Origin of the sequence: Vibrio sp. 10N.222.55.C6, from assembly GCF_041473395.1 — a bacterium.
GTDB classification, from domain to species: domain Bacteria; phylum Pseudomonadota; class Gammaproteobacteria; order Enterobacterales; family Vibrionaceae; genus Vibrio; species Vibrio crassostreae_C.
Genome location: NZ_JBFRSD010000002.1, coordinates 183,719 through 202,284, shown reverse-complemented (window position 1 = coordinate 202,284; position 18,566 = coordinate 183,719). Strand labels below are relative to the sequence as shown.

At 44.8% G+C, this 18,566-nt stretch carries 15 protein-coding genes; 6 read left to right on the top strand and 9 right to left on the bottom strand.

What is annotated here, in order from left to right:
- Nucleotides 1-99: 99 nt before the first annotated feature.
- A complete protein-coding gene (sohB, locus tag AB4486_RS02630) occupies nt 100-1,167 on the bottom strand; it encodes a protease SohB (RefSeq protein WP_032547381.1) in 1,068 nt (355 codons plus the stop codon).
- Nucleotides 1,168-1,304: 137 nt separating this feature from the next.
- Here sohB and AB4486_RS02625 point away from each other — a divergent pair, with 137 nt between their 5' ends.
- The 4 genes from AB4486_RS02625 (at nt 1,305) to AB4486_RS02610 (ending at nt 7,566) form a co-directional block, all read left to right on the top strand.
- Nucleotides 1,305-2,045, top strand: a complete 741-nt coding sequence (locus AB4486_RS02625) for a YciK family oxidoreductase (protein ID WP_017062135.1) — start codon at nt 1,305-1,307, stop codon at nt 2,043-2,045.
- A gap of 151 nt (nt 2,046-2,196) precedes the next feature.
- Entirely contained in the window at nt 2,197-2,904 is a 708-nt protein-coding gene (imuA, locus tag AB4486_RS02620) for a translesion DNA synthesis-associated protein ImuA (RefSeq protein ID WP_017063488.1), read from the top strand.
- A 3-nt stretch (nt 2,905-2,907) separates the two neighbouring features.
- Nucleotides 2,908-4,377, top strand: a complete 1,470-nt coding sequence (locus tag AB4486_RS02615) for a DNA polymerase Y family protein (RefSeq protein ID WP_372116411.1) — start codon at nt 2,908-2,910, stop codon at nt 4,375-4,377.
- 96 nt (nt 4,378-4,473) lie between these two features.
- The gene (locus AB4486_RS02610; protein WP_372116409.1) at nt 4,474-7,566 is read left to right on the top strand and encodes an error-prone DNA polymerase; all 3,093 of its coding nucleotides are present in this window, start codon (nt 4,474-4,476) and stop codon (nt 7,564-7,566) included.
- A gap of 333 nt (nt 7,567-7,899) precedes the next feature.
- Here the strand turns inward: AB4486_RS02610 and AB4486_RS02605 are convergent, their stop codons facing one another.
- Nucleotides 7,900-8,841, bottom strand: coding sequence for a chemotaxis protein CheV (locus tag AB4486_RS02605; RefSeq protein ID WP_102398089.1), 942 nt, complete (start codon nt 8,839-8,841; stop codon nt 7,900-7,902).
- A 168-nt stretch (nt 8,842-9,009) separates the two neighbouring features.
- Nucleotides 9,010-10,227, bottom strand: a complete 1,218-nt coding sequence (locus AB4486_RS02600) for an ROK family protein (protein ID WP_017062140.1) — start codon at nt 10,225-10,227, stop codon at nt 9,010-9,012.
- Nucleotides 10,228-10,546: 319 nt separating this feature from the next.
- Here AB4486_RS02600 and pyk point away from each other — a divergent pair, with 319 nt between their 5' ends.
- Nucleotides 10,547-11,995 carry a pyruvate kinase gene (pyk, locus tag AB4486_RS02595; RefSeq protein WP_372116407.1) on the top strand — a complete coding sequence of 483 codons (1,449 nt, stop codon included), beginning with the start codon at nt 10,547-10,549 and terminating at the stop codon, nt 11,993-11,995.
- Between the two features lie 159 nt (nt 11,996-12,154).
- Here the strand turns inward: pyk and AB4486_RS02590 are convergent, their stop codons facing one another.
- Nucleotides 12,155-13,369, bottom strand: a complete 1,215-nt coding sequence (locus AB4486_RS02590; protein WP_372116405.1) for a patatin family protein — start codon at nt 13,367-13,369, stop codon at nt 12,155-12,157.
- A gap of 41 nt (nt 13,370-13,410) precedes the next feature.
- Nucleotides 13,411-13,500 carry a YnhF family membrane protein gene (locus tag AB4486_RS02585; protein WP_100214626.1) on the bottom strand — a complete coding sequence of 30 codons (90 nt, stop codon included), beginning with the start codon at nt 13,498-13,500 and terminating at the stop codon, nt 13,411-13,413.
- Between the two features lie 145 nt (nt 13,501-13,645).
- Between AB4486_RS02585 and AB4486_RS02580 the strand changes: the two genes are divergently transcribed.
- Nucleotides 13,646-14,239, top strand: coding sequence for an outer membrane beta-barrel protein (locus AB4486_RS02580; RefSeq protein WP_017067207.1), 594 nt, complete (start codon nt 13,646-13,648; stop codon nt 14,237-14,239).
- Between the two features lie 91 nt (nt 14,240-14,330).
- Here AB4486_RS02580 and AB4486_RS02575 read toward each other — a convergent pair whose 3' ends face one another.
- From AB4486_RS02575 to AB4486_RS02560, 4 genes are all read right to left on the bottom strand, one after another.
- On the bottom strand, nt 14,331-14,735 hold the full coding sequence (locus AB4486_RS02575) for a hypothetical protein (RefSeq protein WP_017062144.1): 405 nt from the start codon (nt 14,733-14,735) through the stop codon (nt 14,331-14,333).
- Nucleotides 14,736-14,964: 229 nt separating this feature from the next.
- Nucleotides 14,965-16,395 carry a PTS glucose transporter subunit IIBC gene (ptsG, locus tag AB4486_RS02570; RefSeq protein ID WP_102332502.1) on the bottom strand — a complete coding sequence of 477 codons (1,431 nt, stop codon included), beginning with the start codon at nt 16,393-16,395 and terminating at the stop codon, nt 14,965-14,967.
- Nucleotides 16,396-16,840: 445 nt separating this feature from the next.
- Nucleotides 16,841-17,608: a TatD family hydrolase gene (locus AB4486_RS02565; protein ID WP_372116403.1), complete on the bottom strand. Its 768-nt coding sequence runs from the start codon at nt 17,606-17,608 to the stop codon at nt 16,841-16,843.
- A complete protein-coding gene (locus tag AB4486_RS02560; protein WP_017062147.1) occupies nt 17,599-18,564 on the bottom strand; it encodes a DNA polymerase III subunit delta' in 966 nt (321 codons plus the stop codon). The genes AB4486_RS02565 and AB4486_RS02560 overlap by 10 nt, the downstream gene beginning before the upstream one ends.
- Between the last annotated feature and the right edge of the window lie 2 nt (nt 18,565-18,566).

Here is an 18,566-nt window from a genome sequence, read left to right as displayed (position 1 = left end):
AAAACGCATAAGTCTGATGACTTATGCGCTTTCTTTTTAAGGCTCAAACGTCTGTAAATGAACGTAAGGCACCAAGCCTAGAACTAGAACTCAATAAGCTTAAACAATCGGCTTTTGACCGCGTTCAATCAGCTTCATCAACACGCTGTCTGCAGATTTACCTGCCACGCCCGCTAGTTTGTCTGAAAGCTTTTTCTTCTGTACGTAGTGGATCGCTAGAACCGTTTTGTCCTTACATGCCGCTACGACTAAGTCATCAGAAGTGCTGATCTCATCCACCAGTCCAAGTTCATGTGCTTGTGTACCAAACCAGTGTTCACCCGTTGCTACTTTTTCAAGATCTAACGCAGGACGATGGTCACGGATGAAGTCTTTGAATAGGCCATGTGTTTCTTCTAGCTCTTCTTTAAACTTCTCACGTGCTTTATCGCTGTTCTCACCAAACATAGTAAGCGTGCGTTTGTACTCACCCGCCGTTAGCTGCTCGAACTCAATATCGTGCTTTTTAAGTAGTTTGTTGAAGTTTGGCAGTTGAGCGATAACACCAATAGAGCCAACAATAGCAAAAGGTGCTGATACGATTTTGTCTGCGATACATGCCATCATGTAACCACCGCTTGCTGCTACTTTGTCTACCGAGATAATCAAAGGCAGGCCAGCCGCTTTGATACGATCAAGTTGAGAAGACGCCAGACCATAGCCATGAACCATGCCACCGCCAGATTCAAGTTTCAGCAATACTTCATCACCTTCACGAGCCACAGCCAGAACCGCCGTTACCTCTTCACGTAATGAAGCCACTTCTTTCGCATCAATGCTGCCGTTAAAATCAAGAACGAATAGATGTGGTTCACGCTTGCTATCAAGCTCACCCTCTTTCGCTGCTTTCTTCACTTCTTTACCGCGTGATTTTACTTTCTCTTTTTCCGCTTTCTTTTCTGCTTTATCACGGGCTTTGATGAAAGCATCATCGTGTAGATGGTGCTCTAATTGTTCAATCGTCTGTTTATGGTGTTCAGATAGGTTCGTGATTTCCAGCTCACCTTTAATCGCGCTTGATTTTCCACCCACAGATTTAGCAATGACTAAAATTGCAATGATGGCGATTACAACGGTCGCAATCTTGGCTAAAAACAAGCCGTAGTCCAACAAAAATTCCAATGTCATATCCCCTATTGTATGAATTAGTGTATTGTAACCATCTTGTCACGATTACCAAGAATTTCTCATCATTCCTGCGGTTATCTGTGTGATTAAACATCAATGGAATGACGAACATAATAAAAGAAAGAAGGATAAGCACAGTGGATTACCCAATCTCTACAGATGCCCTCAAAGATAAAGTAATTTTGGTTACAGGTGCCGGTGCTGGCATTGGTCGCCAAGCTGCACTAAGCTTCGCTCAACATGGCGCAACTGTCATTCTGTTAGGCCGCAATGTTAAAAACCTAGAATTCATTTACGATGAAATCGAAAGCGCTGGTTACCCGCAGCCTGCAATTATCCCATTGGATTTAAAAGGTGCGACAAAGCAGAACTACGTTGATATGGCTGAAACCATTCAATCACAGTTCGGTCGTTTAGACGGCCTACTTCATAATGCTGGCGTTCTTGGCACTCTGAGCCCGTTTGAGCAGATTGATGAAGAAACCTTTGATGATGTTATGCAGATCAATGTGAAGTCTGAGTTCTTGATGACTCAAGCTCTGCTACCTGCACTTAAAAAAGCAGAAGCAGGTCGTATCGTATTCACCTCTTCTACCGTTGGTCACTCTGGCCGTGCATTCTGGGGCACTTACGCGATTTCTAAGTTTGCTACCGAAGGGATGATGCAGATCTTAGCGGATGAGCTTGAAGACACAAACATCCGTGTTAATGCGATCAACCCAGGCGGTACTCAAACACGTATGCGTGCAAAAGCGTACCCAGGTGAAGATGCGAACAAGCTGAAAACGCCACTCGACATCATCCCACTGTACCTACACTTAATGAACCCAAGTGTGACAGACATTAATGGCCAATGTATCGATGCTCAACCTAAGTGACTGATATCATTGACCAATAGTAAAAAGTCGCTTCCATAGCGGCTTTTTTTGTATCTAAATCAATCAACTATTACTGCCGCTAATTTTCATCATTTCTCTTTGCATCTTTTTCATTGTTAAATATACTGTATAAATATACAGGTATTTAATTATGCATGAACTAATAAAAAACTTACAAGACCGCCAGCTAATCTGGAAAGGGTTACAATCAACAACGCAAGGAAGCACCACTTCAACAGGCTATCCTCAACTGGATAAACAGCTTGATGGCGGCTTCCCGACGCACGGCGTTATTGAAGTTGAATCACAACAAGGGATCGGCGAGCTTCGCCTACTGACGCCCTATTTATCTCAACAAAACTCGCAAAAACTGGCCATATTCATTAACCCGCCAGGGAAGATCTGTGCTGAGTTTTTTAACAGCCAAGGCATTGAATTAGAAAACATTCTCGTTATCCAGCCTCAACGCGATCTCGATGCGTTGTGGGCAGCTGAGCAGTGCCTCAAAAGCGGCGCTTGTCACTCTGTATTGCTATGGGGAGCTGATCTAGAAATACACCAAACAAAGCGCCTACAAGCAGCCAGTGAAACCGGTAAGTGCCTGCAGTTTCACTTTAAAGCCACCAGCCATAATCAATTATCCCTGCCCGTTTCCTTAAGCATGAAACTCTCTTCTCACGCGCAGGGATTAAAGGTTGAAGTGACTAAGAGAAAAGGCAGCTGGTCGTATGGCAGCTTTATTCTAGACATGACACACTACTGGCCGTTACTCACAGAGAAAGTCGTTTATGAAGACAATTCAGACCGCGCTTTGTCTGGTAACACTGTGCTGGCTTTTCCTATTGCGAAGCAAGGCTAACGTATGTTGTGGCTTTATCTGCACTTTCCATCTCTGCAGTTGGATACCTTGTTTAACTCTAATGAATTGGGTTCGAGCGAAGACTCACGCGAACAACCTATTATCATCGTGGATGAAAAAGATCACCATGTACTGCAAGCAAACCCAGCTGCGCTGCAATCGGGAATTTCGCTTGGTATGGGCTTAGGGTCTGCAGCAGCTTTGTGCCACAACTTACACGTCCACCCTTACAGTATTGAACTGGAGAAAAGTAAGCTTAAAGAGATCGCTCAATGGGCGTATCTGGTCACTTCCGACATGGCGTTATTGCCACCTAATGGTTTGTTGATTAAAGCCTCTAACATGCTGTCACTTTACGACGGGCTAGATAACTACTGGCATGAGCTCAAAAGCCACTTAGAAACGCTCAATATCCAGTTCAGCTTCGCTACGGGTTATTCGCCGCTTTCTGCGATCCTTTTGGGTAAGCAAGCGATCAACCAAGCAACAAACAATATTGAGCAGATGAAAACTTGGGTCAATCAACAAGCATTAATTTCCAGTGAGCTACCGACCAAGCAAGTGGAACGCCTGAACCGTGTCGGTATCAATACCGTTGAAGACTTATTAAAGCTGCCTTTGCAAGAGGTCGCACGCCGCTTTGATATCGACTTGGTGAATTATGTCGGTCGCCTTAACGGCCAGTTCAAGCACCCGATTGATTTCTATCATCCACCAGAGAATTTCCAGCAATATTTGGAGCTATTGTTTGATATTGAAAACATCCTATTTATCGAAAAGCCGTTGCTGAAATTACTGAATCAACTCGAATGTTTTTTGAAGCTACGCGATCGAGTGGCTTTCGAGTTAACTCTGACTTTACACCTAAGAGATAAAGACGATCACCCTGTCTCTTTTTATTCGGCACAAGGTGATTACCTTGCTGAAAAATGGGCGAACCTTACTCATCTCACCTTAGAGTCACTCAAGCTCACCGCACCGGTTCAAGGACTGACCCTCAGCTTGGTTCGTCATGGAGAACCCCAAATGGCCTACCATGATCTTTTTGATGGTAATACCGGAACACTTGCCGCGTTAGATTTGCTCTCACTACTGCAAGCAAAGCTTGGACAAGCCTGTATTCAAACACCAAAAATACAGCACGACCCAAGGCCAGAAAAGGCCAATCAGTATTCGCTCCCAACACTGAGTAAGTCTGTGACAAAAAGGCAAACACCCCCAGAGAGCGAGCAACAAACCATAGCTCTCAGCGTCGTTCAACAGCGGCTCAGGCCCAGTATTTTACTGCCAGAGCCCGAAGCCTTAACCGAAAGCGTCACCTTATCTCAAGGCCCTGAGCGTATCGTTTCTGGGTGGTGGGATGGCGAAAAAATTATTCGTGACTACTTCATTGCTCACAGTGAAAACGGTCGGTGGTTATGGGTCTTTAGAACGCCAGATAAGCAGTGGTTTTTGCACGGCTTATTTAGCTAACCAACAAAGAGTTGAATCGCCAGCCCGCACCATTTACTCAATTTCAACATCCCTTTTCAATCATGTTCACTCGCAATGATTAAGTGAGATTACGTTATGTCTCAGCAATATTCAGAGCTCTTCTGTCAAAGTAATTACTCCTTCCTTGAGGGAGCCTCACACGCAGAGGAGCTTGTTTTACAGGCCGATTTCTTGCGTTACAAAGCACTCGCGGTTACTGATGAGTGCTCAGTCGCGGGCATCGTTAAGGTTCACTCTGCGATCAAGCAACATAAACTGTCGCTCAAGCAAATTGTCGGGAGCATGTTTTGGCTAAATGAAGAGTGCCAAGTGGTCTTGATATGCCCAAACAGACAAGCCTACGCCGAGCTGTGCCGTATTATTACCAACGCGAGACGTCGTAGCAGCAAGGGACATTATCAGCTCTCTGAGTGGGATATCATGTCGGCTAAGCACTGCTTTATTCTTTGGCTTCCTCAACAGAAAAATGAAGACGCACACTGGGGGCAATGGCTCTCCCAGCATCATTCAGGTCGGTTGTGGATTGGCTTACAAAGACACCTAAAGCAAACCGACCAGCAGTACACAGATTACTGCGTTGAGCTGTCACAACATCACCAACTGCCGATTACAGCTTGTGGTGGTGTGTTGATGCACAATGCGAATCGCTTACCCTTGCAGCACTCACTCACTGCGATAAAGTACCAAAAGCCCATTACCGAAGTGGGCAGTCACTTACTCGCTAATGCCGAGCGCTGTTTACGGAGTATCAATAAGCTCTCTCATATCTTCAAAGCGGAATGGCTAGAAGAGAGCAACCGTATCGCTGAGCTGTGTGAATTTGATTTAAATAGCTTGCGATACGAATATCCCAGTGAGCTGATTCCTCAAGGGGAGACACCCATGAGTTATCTGCGCATGTTGGTCGAAAAAGGAAAACAGACTCGCTTCCCACAAGGTGTACCTAACGACATCCAACAAATCATAGATAAAGAATTGGGATTAATTGACGAGCTTGACTACCCTTTCTTTTTTCTCACCATTCATGACATCGTGATGTTTGCCAAAAGCCAAGGCATTCTTTACCAAGGTCGAGGTTCAGCGGCCAATTCCGTGGTCTGTTACTGCTTAGAAATCACCTCTGTCGACCCAAGACAGATCTCGGTGCTGTTTGAGCGTTTCATCAGTAAAGAGCGCGATGAGCCGCCTGATATTGATGTCGATTTTGAACACGAACGTCGTGAAGAAGTCATCCAATACATCTATAAAAAATACGGTAGAGAACGGGCTGCACTTGCTGCAACTGTCATCTCTTATCGCTTCAAAAGTGCGGTGAGAGATGTGGGGAAAGCATTAGGGCTACAAGAAACTCAGCTCGACTACTTCATCAAGAACACCAATCGCAGGGACAAAAGCCTAGGTTGGCAGGCTCAGCTCACTCAATTGGGTCTACAACCTGATTCTTTGAAGGGGCAACAGTTTATCCACTTGGTGAATGAGATCATCGGCTTTCCACGTCACCTATCTCAACACGTTGGTGGCTTTGTCATATCTTCAGGGCCTTTGTATGAACTGGTTCCCGTCGAGAATGCCGCAATGCACGATCGAACCATTATCCAATGGGATAAGGACGATCTAGAAACCTTGGGGCTGCTGAAAGTTGATGTGCTCGCGTTGGGTATGCTCTCTGCGATTCGTAAATGTTTCGACCTGATCAAACGTATTCACGGGCGATCACTGACCATTGCTGAGCTCACTCGCCTTAAGGACGATCCTCAGGTTTACGGCATGATTCAGCGAGCAGACACGGTCGGGATATTCCAAATTGAGTCTCGCGCGCAAATGAGCATGCTGCCAAGGCTTAAACCGAAAACTTATTACGACTTGGTGATTCAAATCGCTATCGTACGTCCAGGTCCTATTCAGGGCGATATGGTGCATCCATTTCTCAAGCGTCGAGATGGCATTGAGCCAATCAGTTATCCATCTAAAGATGTGGAGTCGGTACTGTCACGCACCTTAGGTGTACCTATCTTCCAAGAGCAAGTGATTAAACTCGCTATGGTGGCTGCAGGGTTCACAGGCGGAGAAGCAGATCAACTCAGACGGGCAATGGCCGCTTGGAAGAAAAATGGCAACGTCTTTAAGTTTAAAAACAAACTTATCGAGGGAATGCAAAAGCGCGACTATGAGACAGAGTTTGCTGAGCAGATCTTTAAACAGATATGCGGCTTTGGCGAGTACGGTTTTCCTGAAAGCCACTCGGCTTCGTTTGCGGTGTTAGCGTATTGCTCCGCTTGGTTGAAGTGCTACTACCCTGAATGTTTCTACGCTTCTCTGTTGAATAGCCAACCCATGGGCTTTTATAGCCCCTCACAATTGGTACAAGACGCACAACGACACAATGTGGTGATACTTCCGATATGTGTGAACGCTTCTCAAAACGACCACACGGTTGCCCCTCATCAGAATGGTCTAGCGATTCGCTTAGGGCTGCGACAAATCAAAGGATTCAGCGAGCATGGAATTCAAAGCGTGCTCGCCAATCGTCCACCATCCGGTTATCGCCACCCTAGTCAGGTGAAACAGTTATCGATGAATAAGAAAGATATCGAGCTACTGGCATCGGCCAATGCGCTACATAACGTTTCTGGAGACCGCTTCCAGACTCGCTGGGCGATCATGGACTCGGCGTCGGATTTACCTCTGTTTAGCCAAGCCTATGACGATGCTGAGGCAGGACATGACGAACATGTACTGCACAAGCCCAATGAGATGCAAGATCTACTCGAAGACTTCACCAGTGTCGGAATTTCATTGAACAAGCACCCCATCACTTTGCTCGAAGAAGCAGGACGATTAGGTCGATTCACACACATGAAAGATTTAATACAACAAAGACACAAATCTATGGTCACCGTTGTCGGATTAGTCACAGGCAAACAATCTCCCGGAACCGCGACAGGTGTCACCTTTGTCACGCTAGAAGATAGCACTGGCAATATTAATGTCGTGGTATGGGGAGCAACCGCGCGCGCTCAACAACAAGCTTATCTCACAGCCAAGGCGTTAAAAGTACAAGGGATATTAGAAAAAGAAGGAGAAGTTGTGCATGTTATCGCGGGGAAACTTATCGATATTACCGATGAAATTGTTGGTTTGAAAACCAAATCTCGGGATTTTCATTAGCGAAGTAGCAATTGTCCTCAATCGGTCCTTGGCTAAAGAAACGAAAGAAAGAGCAACGAAAAAGGGAAGCATCCGCTTCCCTTCAATTCCAATTGTTGAGTTATGACTCAACTTCAGCTTCCGTACGTCTTTTCTTAAATTCCCTATACAGTAATAAGCTCAAAGTCATAACGACTTTAGACGTTAACCATATCATTAAGAGGAACTACCTTAAATTGTGTGTGAAAAGTTACGCTAGCAGTTGAGCATATTTCGTTAAGAAAAATATGCTGCGTGAATATTAGCAAACGTTTTCTATCAGGTCACTCAAAACAAACCGTACAGCAGCGTTAATTATAAAATCTGACGCATTCGCTCTTGAGTCACTTCAACCAAGAGGTCTGGCTGGAACTTAGAAATAAAGCGGTTACACCCTACTTTCTCAACCATAGCTTCATTAAAACTTCCACTTAATGAAGTGTTTAGCGTTATGAATAGGTCATGCATTCTTAGGTCAGTACGTACTTCATGTGTCAGTTTATAACCGTCCATTTCAGGCATTTCAGCATCGGTGATCATCAACAATATTTCTTGATTGATGTCTTTGCCTTCATCACACCAGCCCTTAAGTAAGGTCAGTGCTTCTAAGCCATCACAACACTCAATAATGTTCAAACCCAACTGCGACAAGGTGCCTTTAATTTGGTTACGCGCTGTTGAAGAGTCATCAACGATAAGCACGTTACGTCCTATCATCTCCTGAGCTAATTGTTCATCTAAAACGCCTTCAGAGATCGAGACATCGTAATCAATGATCTCAGCCAACACTTTCTCAACATCGATGATCTCGACGATCTTGTGCTGCTCTTCTTCTTGAATATGCGTAATAGCGGTTAGGTAGTTTGCACGGCCTGTTGTCTTTGGCGGCGGCTGGATTTCTGTCCATGTCGTGTTCACGATATTACGAACTTGCCCAACCAAGAAACCTTGTACGGTTCGGTTGTATTCCGTAATAATCAGGTTGCTCTCTTGAGACTCCGCACGAGATGGCGGAAAGCCAATGGCACTGCGTAAATCGATAACAGGCACCGATTCACCACGTAAAGACGCAACACCCGTAATATGATGATGAGAGCCCGGTAAGCGAGTGAGTACTGGCACTTTGAGGACTTCTTTCACTTTAAATACGTTAATCGCAAATAGTTGACGACTATTTAAGCTGAATAACAAGAGTTCCAGACGGTTTTCACCGACCAGTTTGGTTCTCTGATCAACCGAATTTAAAACGCCAGACATACAACACCTTAGTGACAAATAATAACTGTGGCTACAATAGCCTACTTCAATAGGTTAAAGCAAAGCGCCAATGCACAGAATGCTTAAACTAAGTACAACAAATGATGTTATACAAAGCTTAAGTACATGGAAAGGTTCAAGGTAAGGCTACAAGACGAGAAAAAGGGGTTAACCTTCAATAACTTTCATTAACAGTTGGCCATCGTATAAGGCCTGCTTGATGAGCGCAGCACCTGGCATGGTTGCCTGCTTATAAAAACGAGATTCCACCAGCTCTAAGTCTTTATGGTAAACCGATAGACTCTGCTCTTCGATACACTTTTGAATCGCCGGGTATAACACGCTCTTCGCCTGATTGATAACACCACCCACCAAGATTTTCTCTGGGTTGAACAGGTTAATCACAATCGCAATCGCAGAACCTAGATAACGGCCTAACTGTTCAATCACTTCGACAGCCAGCGGATCCCCATTAGCAGCGGCAGCACAGATCTGTTCAATAGTGACGTCTTCAAACACCGTTAGCGTTGATTCTTCACCATTTACCAATCGCTCTTTGACTTGCTCACGGATTGCCTGAGAACTCGCCACCGTTTCTAAACAGCCTCGATTACCACAGTGGCAAAGCTTGCCTTCTTTATCGATCTGGATATGCCCCAACTCACCGATGTTACCGTGACGTCCTTGCAGAACGCGACCATCAAGAATGATCCCGGCACCTAAACCGTGGTGAATCGAGATAAGAACAGAGTTGTCGTTGTCTTGTGAGTTACCAAACAGCTTTTCTGCTAATGCCCACGCTCGGGTATCATTGGCAATAAAAACTGGCAAACCGGTTTCTTTGTAGATCTCCGGCCCCAACGCTAAGTTTTCAACGTTATAGTGCGGCATCTGCAACACAATACCTTGCTCTGAATTCACCAGACCTGGCAGTGTGATAGCGATACTCGTCACCCTGTCGAGTTGCTCGGCATAGGTTTGGAAGAACTCATCGATTTCATGGAGAAGACGCGCAAGCACATCGTCTTGATCACGTTCATGGATATCAATCTTGGTATCGATAAGCACGTCGCCGCCCAATTCATGGAGCGCGATCGTCAAGTATCCGCGACCAAGACGCATCGACAAAAATTGCCAACCTTCGTTATTGGTTTGCAGACCGACAGCAGGACGCCCACGAGTCGTGGCTTCTTGAACCGTCGTTTCGTGAATAAGGTGAGCTTCAATGAGTTCACGGGTAATTTTAGTAATACTCGCCGGAGCCAACTCACTTTGCTTGGACAGATCGATACGAGAAATAGGACCTTTAAGGTCAATTAGTTTATATACACGACCAGCATTGACCTGTTTGATATGATCAATATGGCCCGGTTGAGCCATGTACATTTTACGCTCCAGAAATCATCAACGAGGTAATTTTTTTACTTTGCGAAGTAATTGTGAAGTCACTTGGTATATCGCCGTGACCAGTATCACGTATATACATAAATCTTTGTGTATCGAGTCAAATAGTTCGAGGAAAATTAACACCCACATCGATAATTTGCGACTTAATTTTCAGAATAAAACATCGCGTTTGAGCCCTGAATTCAATAATTAAAGGCAAATCAAGAAATATCCTCCTAGCTCCCAATAAATAATCAATTAATGCATATACTTAATTCAGTCTTTTAAAAGATTACTTGGCCTCACTCTAGGAGTATTCATGACAGCCGAATTAAGAAAAACGAAAATCGTCACAACGCTAGGCCCTTCTACTGATAAAGGTAACGTGCTTGAAGAGATCATCAAAGCCGGTGCCAATGTCGTCCGTATGAACTTCTCTCACGGCACCAGCGACGACCATATACAACGCGCAGAAAACGTCAGAGCAATTGCAAAAAAACTTGGCACTCAAATCGCTATTCTCGGTGACTTACAAGGCCCCAAGATTCGTGTGTCGACATTCAAAGATGGCAAAATTCAACTTGCCGTAGGTGACCTATTTACTCTTGACAGCAGCCTAGGTTTAGGTGAAGGCAATCAAAAAGCCGTTGGCCTTGATTACAAAGAACTGCCTAACGACGTATCCGCCGGCGATATACTGTTGCTTGACGATGGTCGTGTTCAACTCAAAGTAACCAAAGTGGAAGGCTGTCGCGTTCATACCGAAGTCATCATTGGCGGCCCACTCTCAAATAACAAAGGCATCAACAAAAAAGGGGGTGGCCTTTCCGCAGAAGCGCTAACAGAAAAAGACAAGCGCGACATCGTCACCGCCGCACAAATCAAAGTGGATTACCTAGCGGTGTCTTTCCCTCGTAATGGTGAAGACATGCACTATGCTCGTCAGCTTGCACGAGAAGCCGGCTTAGAAGCTCACCTCGTCGCAAAAGTGGAGCGAGCAGAGACAGTAGCTACAGTTGAGAACATGGATGACATCATAATGGCCTCAGATGTGGTCATGGTGGCTCGTGGTGACCTCGGAGTGGAAATTGGCGACCCTGAGTTAGTCGGAGTACAAAAACAGCTTATACGCCGTGCCAGAGCGCTTAACCGAACTGTCATCACCGCAACTCAGATGATGGAATCAATGATTTCTGCGCCAATGCCAACCCGTGCCGAAGTTATGGATGTTGCCAACGCCGTACTCGATGGCACCGATGCTGTGATGCTGTCTGGTGAAACTGCAGCTGGTGACTACCCAGTCGAGACCGTAAAATCGATGGCTGAAGTCTGTATTGGTGCGGAAAAAATGGCAGGCATTAATAACCAATCCAATTACCGTATTGACCGCACCTTTGTTACTGCCGAAGAAACCGTTTCGATGGCGACCATCTACTCTGCAAACCATATGGAAGGCATTAAAGGCGTTGTCACTCTAACCGAGTCGGGCCGCACTGCACTGATGATGTCTCGCCTAAGTGCTGACATGCCTATTTACGCGCTGTCTCGTAACGAAGGAACGCTTAATCGCTGTACCTTGTACCGAGGTGTAACACCTATCTACTTCGAGACAGAAGCCAAAGACAGCTTTGATATTGCACTATCAACGTTAGATTGCCTGAAAGAAGAAGGATACCTTAAGTTTGGCGACCTAGTGATCGTCACTCAAGGCGACATTATGGATGTAGCAGGGTCAACCAACTGTATGAGAATCTTGCCTGTCACCTAATATTTGACCTTAAGGCGAAACGATTCGCCTAATCTCAAAAACTTAAAAGGGTTATCGAACCAAGTTCAATAACCCTTTTTCATTTCAGAACACGACTCACTAAAATCTGCTTAAACAGCATAACGAGCTCACAGCATGCTAGCTCATCAACTTCGGGAATTAGTTACCCGCAGCAATGGTGGCTAACTGTGGCATATGCGAGTTGCGAGCGTTTTCCGTTGAGGTATAGGTCTCCACAAATCGGTAACCGGCTTCTAAACCCAATTCGTAATCATGCAGTAAATCATCTTTATGACTCATTAATGAGCTCGATTTAAGCGTTTGACTAGGTGCTATCTGAACCACAAACGCGTCGTCTGGTGGCGAATTCAAAAAATCCTGAGTCAATGAGTAGGTCTGATAATGCACCATCAGCATGTCAGCCAACCCTGAATCAAACTTATCTCCGATTAAATGACTTAAGCGATAAATATCATCTGCACCAAATAGCCAGCGACCACCGTTCAGCAGGTCTAAATGCCCACGGTCACGCTTCTGCTCTTTTGAGCGCATAATTTGTTGTTGGAAGAAAGAGGTCCAGTCGGTTTTCCACTGTTCCACTTTCTGTTGCCAATGGCCTTGAACACTGTCGAAAGATTCGCGGAACCACTCCAGTTCTTCTGCAGATATAGGTTTAGGCGCTTTGACTGAAGATCCCTTAACTGGTGCTTCAACCAAATGGGTATTACCTTCCTCCACCACTGGCTCAGTACGAATCACCACAATAGAACGAGCTTGTCTTCGCCACGCTTCCTGAACTGGGATACACGCCGATACACCACCGTCCACATAAGCACTGTCACCAATAAAGACTTCGTCATTGTACAAGCGAGGAATAGCACAGGTCGCAATCATCACCTTGTACCAATCTTCGCCCAATAATGGGAAGTAGTGGTCTCGTAAGTCTTTGGAATCCGTTACAGCCGCATAGAAGTGGCGATCGCCTAACGTTTGTCGCCCTAAATCCAGATCGAGCTTATATGGGTAAGCCATGATTTGTTCTAGCGCCCATTCTAATCCTAGGTTCTTTCTGTGTCGTATATAGGAAAAGAGATTGAAGAACTCTGGTGAGGTTGTGAGGTCGAGAACAAAAGAACGTCCAAGGCCTTTATCACGGCACAGATAAGCACATAAGTTGAGAGCACCTGCTGAGGTACCAAAAAATTCGTCGAAGGGGTCAAAATTTGAGAGAAGAAAGGCATCCAGCACTCCAGAAGTAAAAATACTTCTCTGTCCGCCACCTTGAGCGACCAGTGCTGTTTTTCCAGCAATAAACTTAGCGTAATAATCCAAGTCTATTGCTGTATCAATATTGGTTAGAATCCCACTATTCATTATTCCCTGAGTATCAAAACTCAGCCTCGCAATAGATGGTATTAACTACCAATCGCAATAAAGCCAAATGAAAGAATGATCATGTAGATAAACACGGTAATTTGTAGGGCATTTTTCAGATTATGGTCCATAGACACCTCTGGCTTATTATTAATTTGTCGAGTCTCTATTTAAGTACTATCAGGTGTGTGAAGTATCTTCAAGAATCGTCGAAATTAGTCGCACAATATTGATGTAACCATCACAATTAGTATGTGTATGGATAAGGATATACTCATGAATAACAAAGCAAATATGATGGCACTGATTACGCTTCTCTCCGTTTCAAGCGCGTATGCTTCGCCGGAGATCATCATTACACCTATGGTAGGTTATACCGGCGGTGGCAGTGTCGAAGACCAGGACGGTAAAACCTATGACATGAAAGGCTCTGAAAATTACACCTTTGCCATTGAAACGCCACTTGAAAAAGGACGCATCGGCTTCTTCTACTCCAATCAGAGCTCGGAATTAGAAACGCTCAACCTAAGCTCCTCCATCCAATACCTGCACCTTCAAAGCAGCATCTACTACCCTGCTTCGCCTGTGTTGTCGGGTTATCTAGGGCTAGGCCTGGGTGCTTCTTACGTCGATGTAGACTGGGCAAAAGATAAGTATGGATTCTCAACTTCTATCTTTGGTGGCTTAGAGTACAAATTTAGTGACCGACTAGCGTTGAACACACAAGTACGTTGGTTAGGCACGGTTGTCGACAACGATACCTCCGGTGTTTGTAATATCCCAAATAACGGGCAAGAGTGCATCATTCGCTTTGATACTGACTGGATGAACCAATTCCAAGCCAATGTCGGACTGAGTTTTACTTTCTAAGTGGCTCAATGAAGCAAAATATAAGATCGGCCCAAACGAAAAAACCAGCTAAATGCTGGTTTTTTCATTATTAAAACGGTTTTAGTTCAGGTTAGAACTTATAGGTAACACCTAAAGCGCCGCCCACTTGCAACTCAACACCTTTATACATATCGAGTTCAGGGTGAACTTGAGCGTAAGCATTCCAACCTTCGTAGAAATTCACTTTCACGCCTAACGGCAAGCGTAAGCCAAAGTCGTCATTCCATTCAGCCCAAGCACCAGCACCGACGTACCAGCTCAACGGAGCTTCAGTCTCGAACTGACCACGCTTCAAAATGTAATCAAAGGCAGCGCCGTCATTGCCAATCGTAGCACGGTATTTCTGATCAAATTCCACAACGACACTCAGGTCTTGGTCAATGGCGAGTCCCACTTCCAAAGCTGGAGCTTCAGAAGCTTGAGCAAACGAGGCTCCGCTGCAGCACATAAGGCCGATCAAGTAACGATGTTTCATAATATTCTCAGACTGTATTTAAAAAACGGAAGTCTACTGGAATCTCAGCAAAAGGTGTCATCGCTGGGTAAAAGATAAAAGACACGAAAAATTTAAGAGCAACCATCAACTGATCGAGTTGAATGATAAGTATCTGAGTTAATGGAGATTAAGCACAATAGATCTTTCATAGAGCAGAAAACAAAAAAGGAGGCCTTTCGGCCTCCTTTCAATTTATTGAATCAGAGAATTAACCGTTGTTACGGATCCACTCATCCATGTCTGTCTTAAGGTTGTCAGACTTAGTACCGAAGATAGCTTGTACGCCACCCGCTACTACTACAACACCTGCAGCGCCTAGTTTCTTCAGCTTGTCTTGGTCAACAAGAGCTGTATCAGCTACTGCAACACGTAGACGAGTAATACAAGCGTCAAGACCAGTGATGTTCGCTTTACCACCGAATGCAGCAACTAGCTCACCAGCAAGTTCAGAACCAGTCGCAACTGACTCTTCTTCAGTCTCGTCTTCACGGCCTGGAGTTTTAAGGTCTAGAGCTTTAATCACAGTGCGGAATACGATGTAGTAAATTGCAGCGTAAGCAATACCACATACAACCATTAGGCCCATCTTAGACGCGTGGCCAGATAGAACTAGGAAGTCGATTAGACCGTGTGAGAAAGATGTACCGTGTACAAAACCTAGAGTGTTCGCAAGAACGTATGCAGAACCAGCTAGTAGAGCGTGGATTGCGTACAGTACTGGAGCAACGAATAGGAAAGAGAATTCGATTGGTTCAGTGATACCCGTTAGGAATGAAGTCAACGCAGCAGAAGCCATGATGCCCATTACTTTAGCGCGGTTTTCAGGCTTAGCTGAGTGTGCAATCGCGATTGCAGCAGCAGGTAGACCGAACATCTTGAACATGTAACCACCAGCTAGCTGACCGAAGCCATTGCCCGCTGCACGAGATGCGTCATCAGCAACTAAGTAACAAGTAAGAACACCGTTTTGAGTTTCGCCAGCAGCGTTTACACAAGTACCAGCTTCAAAGAAGAAAGGTACGTTCCAAACGTGGTGAAGACCAAATGGAATTAGAGAACGCTCAACGATACCGTAGATACCAAACGCCACTTGTGGGTTTTGGTGAGCAGCCCAATCAGAGAACGCAGAGATAGCGCCGCCAACTGGTGGCCATACTACAGATAGTAGGATTGCTAGACCAATCGCAGAGAAACCTGTGATGATTGGCACAGCACGCTTACCAGCGAAGAAGCCAAGGTACTCTGGTAGTTGAATACGGAAGAAACGGTTGAATGCCCAAGCAGCAACACCACCGACTAGGATACCACCTAGTACACCAGTATCGATTTTATCAACGCCCATTACACCAGCCATTACGCCAAGTGTAGCAGTCATGATGCCATAACCAACGATAGCAGCTAGACCCGCTACACCATCGTTGTTAGTAAAGCCAAGTGCAACACCTACTGCGAACAGTAGTGCCATTTGACCGAATACTGAACCACCAGCTTGTTCCATTAAGTTTGAAACGATTTCTGGAATGAAAGGAAGATCTGCTGCACCGACACCTAGCAAAATACCCGCAACTGGTAAAACTGATACTGGAAGCATCAGAGACTTACCAACTTTCTGCAGGCTAGCAAAAAGGTTCTTAAACATGTTTATGCTCCTGATAAAGATAAAATAATTATATTGGGTTCTAACGGCACACCCCCGTAGCCTATATGTTAGCACCCTGCGAAAATGTAACCATGTATTGCATTATATTTTCTGCCGCTAAATATATATTGATGGGGAACTAACTTTCTAGTCACTTACGAAATTTAGTTCCAAAACACGTCTTGGATCACATGTCAAATCTAGAAATGCAATGCTTTACAAGTGTTTAATGCATTGAAATATATAAGTATTTTTCAAGAGCCCTATTATTTTACTGGGTAAATAAAATAGGAGCGAATGTTATTTTTAGTAACAAAATTACAAATGTTATAATTAGCGCTCTCAAGTTCAACATAATTCGTAAACATTAAAAAAAAACGTATTTTTGGTGATCAAAAACACAAAAAGGGAGCTTTTGCTCCCTTTTATTTGTTTAGTTAGTTTTTTATCGCAAAAAAAGTTTTCGGTAATTTTTGGTTGTTTGTTCAGCAACCTCTTTCATTGACAGCCCTTTCAGCTGCGCGATATAAGCCGCCACTTCGACTACATATGCAGGCTGATTCTGTTTACCTCGATATGGAATCGGAGCCAAGTATGGCGAATCCGTCTCGATCAGCAACCTATCTAGGGGTAGGTTTTTCACAACATCTTTAAGTTCTGTGGCTTGTTTAAAGGTCACAATACCTGAGATCGAGATATAAAAACCTAACTCCATTGCCGCTTCGGCGAACGCTTGATCTTCAGTAAAGCAATGAATCACACCACCGCACTTCTCAGCTCCGCCATCACGTAAAATAGCTAATGTGTCTTCACGTGCGTTACGAGTGTGAATGATCAAAGGTTTATTCAGCTCAACGGCTAACTCAACATGCTGCTTAAATCGTAGCTGTTGCAGCTCCGCCGTCTCTGGTTGGTAGTGATAATCTAAACCTGTCTCTCCAATCGCCACAACCTTAGGGTTGCTCGCGTATTCACGCATTGTCTCTAGGCTGAAATCACTTTCAACATCGAGAGGGTGAACGCCACAAGAGGCTTTAACGTTATCAAACGGCGAGATCATCTCGAGCATATTTTCAAACGAATCGAGTGTCACACCGACAGAAAGCAATTGGTCTACATTAGCAGCCTTCGCCTTGTTAACCACATCTTCTACGCTGGTGTGTAAATCTTGGTAATCCAGTTTGTCTAAATGACAGTGGGAATCTACGAACATGTTTCCTCGCAAGTGGCTATCAGCCAATTCATTATGAGTAGCTCCGTATTGAGCCCAGGGTGTTGCTTTAACTGCTCAATCAATGTCAGCAGTTTATTCGATGCTGCATAAGCACTTTGATAAGACATCGCCTCACACAGTGCTTTCGCACTCGGAGTGAAAGCCTGATTCGCCAAACCAAAATGCAGCTTCTGTACATCTGACAATAGATGCCAAAGCCAGCCAAGTTGAATCAAAGGGTCTTTGCTAAGCTCTGTAGAGAACTTTAGCATGTCAGGTTGAGTGCCTTTTATCACATTCACAAAGCCATCGAGCGCTTTTGTTGAAGCTTCAACGCCACCTTGCTCAAACATCGCTTTTGCTTTTAAAGGCGCGTTGTCATTGAGTGCTAAAATATACTGCGGTACCGCTTTGCCCACTTCACCATCTAACCACGCTGATGCTGTCTCTAACTGCGGACTAACCACATTGAATTGCTGACAACGGCTAATAATAGTCGGCATTAAGCGATTACTGTTACGAGTAGACAGAATGAAGATGCACTTGCTTGATGGCTCTTCCAGAGTTTTCAATAGTGCGTTGGAAGCCGATTCGTTCATTGCTTCAGCAGGGTTAAGCAAAATAACGCGCAAACCACCTAACTGAGAAGACTCTTGAGCCCAGCGGTTACTGGCACGCACTTGATCAACCGTGATCGACTTACCTTCTTTCTCGGGTGAGATCACATGAAAATCAGGATGACTGCCCGACTTCATTAACTCACAGCTGTGGCAAAACCCGCACGACTCGCTTTCATAGTTCGTGCACATCAATGCGTCGGTAAGTTGGCTAATCAAAGCATCAACGCCGAGCCCTTCCGGTGCATTAACAATCACAGAGTTAGGAAAACGCTCCGCATCGAGACTTTTTTTCCACTCACTCCATACCGGTGTGAGCCAAGAATACACTTCAGCCATGA

What these genes read in the sequence shown, in the direction of transcription:
- sohB (WP_032547381.1), bottom strand. Translation starts at nt 1,167, where the DNA reads ATGACATTGGAATTTTTGTTGGACTACGGCTTGTTTTTAGCCAAGATT.
- AB4486_RS02610 (WP_372116409.1), top strand. Translation starts at nt 4,474, where the DNA reads ATGTCTCAGCAATATTCAGAGCTCTTCTGTCAAAGTAATTACTCCTTC.
- pyk (WP_372116407.1), top strand. Translation starts at nt 10,547, where the DNA reads ATGACAGCCGAATTAAGAAAAACGAAAATCGTCACAACGCTAGGCCCT.
- AB4486_RS02560 (WP_017062147.1), bottom strand. Translation starts at nt 18,564, where the DNA reads ATGGCTGAAGTGTATTCTTGGCTCACACCGGTATGGAGTGAGTGGAAA.
- AB4486_RS02585 (WP_100214626.1), bottom strand. Translation starts at nt 13,500, where the DNA reads ATGGACCATAATCTGAAAAATGCCCTACAAATTACCGTGTTTATCTAC.
- AB4486_RS02615 (WP_372116411.1), top strand. Translation starts at nt 2,908, where the DNA reads ATGTTGTGGCTTTATCTGCACTTTCCATCTCTGCAGTTGGATACCTTG.
- imuA (WP_017063488.1), top strand. Translation starts at nt 2,197, where the DNA reads ATGCATGAACTAATAAAAAACTTACAAGACCGCCAGCTAATCTGGAAA.
- ptsG (WP_102332502.1), bottom strand. Translation starts at nt 16,395, where the DNA reads ATGTTTAAGAACCTTTTTGCTAGCCTGCAGAAAGTTGGTAAGTCTCTG.
- AB4486_RS02565 (WP_372116403.1), bottom strand. Translation starts at nt 17,608, where the DNA reads ATGTTCGTAGATTCCCACTGTCATTTAGACAAACTGGATTACCAAGAT.
- AB4486_RS02590 (WP_372116405.1), bottom strand. Translation starts at nt 13,369, where the DNA reads ATGAATAGTGGGATTCTAACCAATATTGATACAGCAATAGACTTGGAT.
- AB4486_RS02605 (WP_102398089.1), bottom strand. Translation starts at nt 8,841, where the DNA reads ATGTCTGGCGTTTTAAATTCGGTTGATCAGAGAACCAAACTGGTCGGT.
- AB4486_RS02600 (WP_017062140.1), bottom strand. Translation starts at nt 10,227, where the DNA reads ATGTACATGGCTCAACCGGGCCATATTGATCATATCAAACAGGTCAAT.
- AB4486_RS02580 (WP_017067207.1), top strand. Translation starts at nt 13,646, where the DNA reads ATGAATAACAAAGCAAATATGATGGCACTGATTACGCTTCTCTCCGTT.
- AB4486_RS02575 (WP_017062144.1), bottom strand. Translation starts at nt 14,735, where the DNA reads ATGAAACATCGTTACTTGATCGGCCTTATGTGCTGCAGCGGAGCCTCG.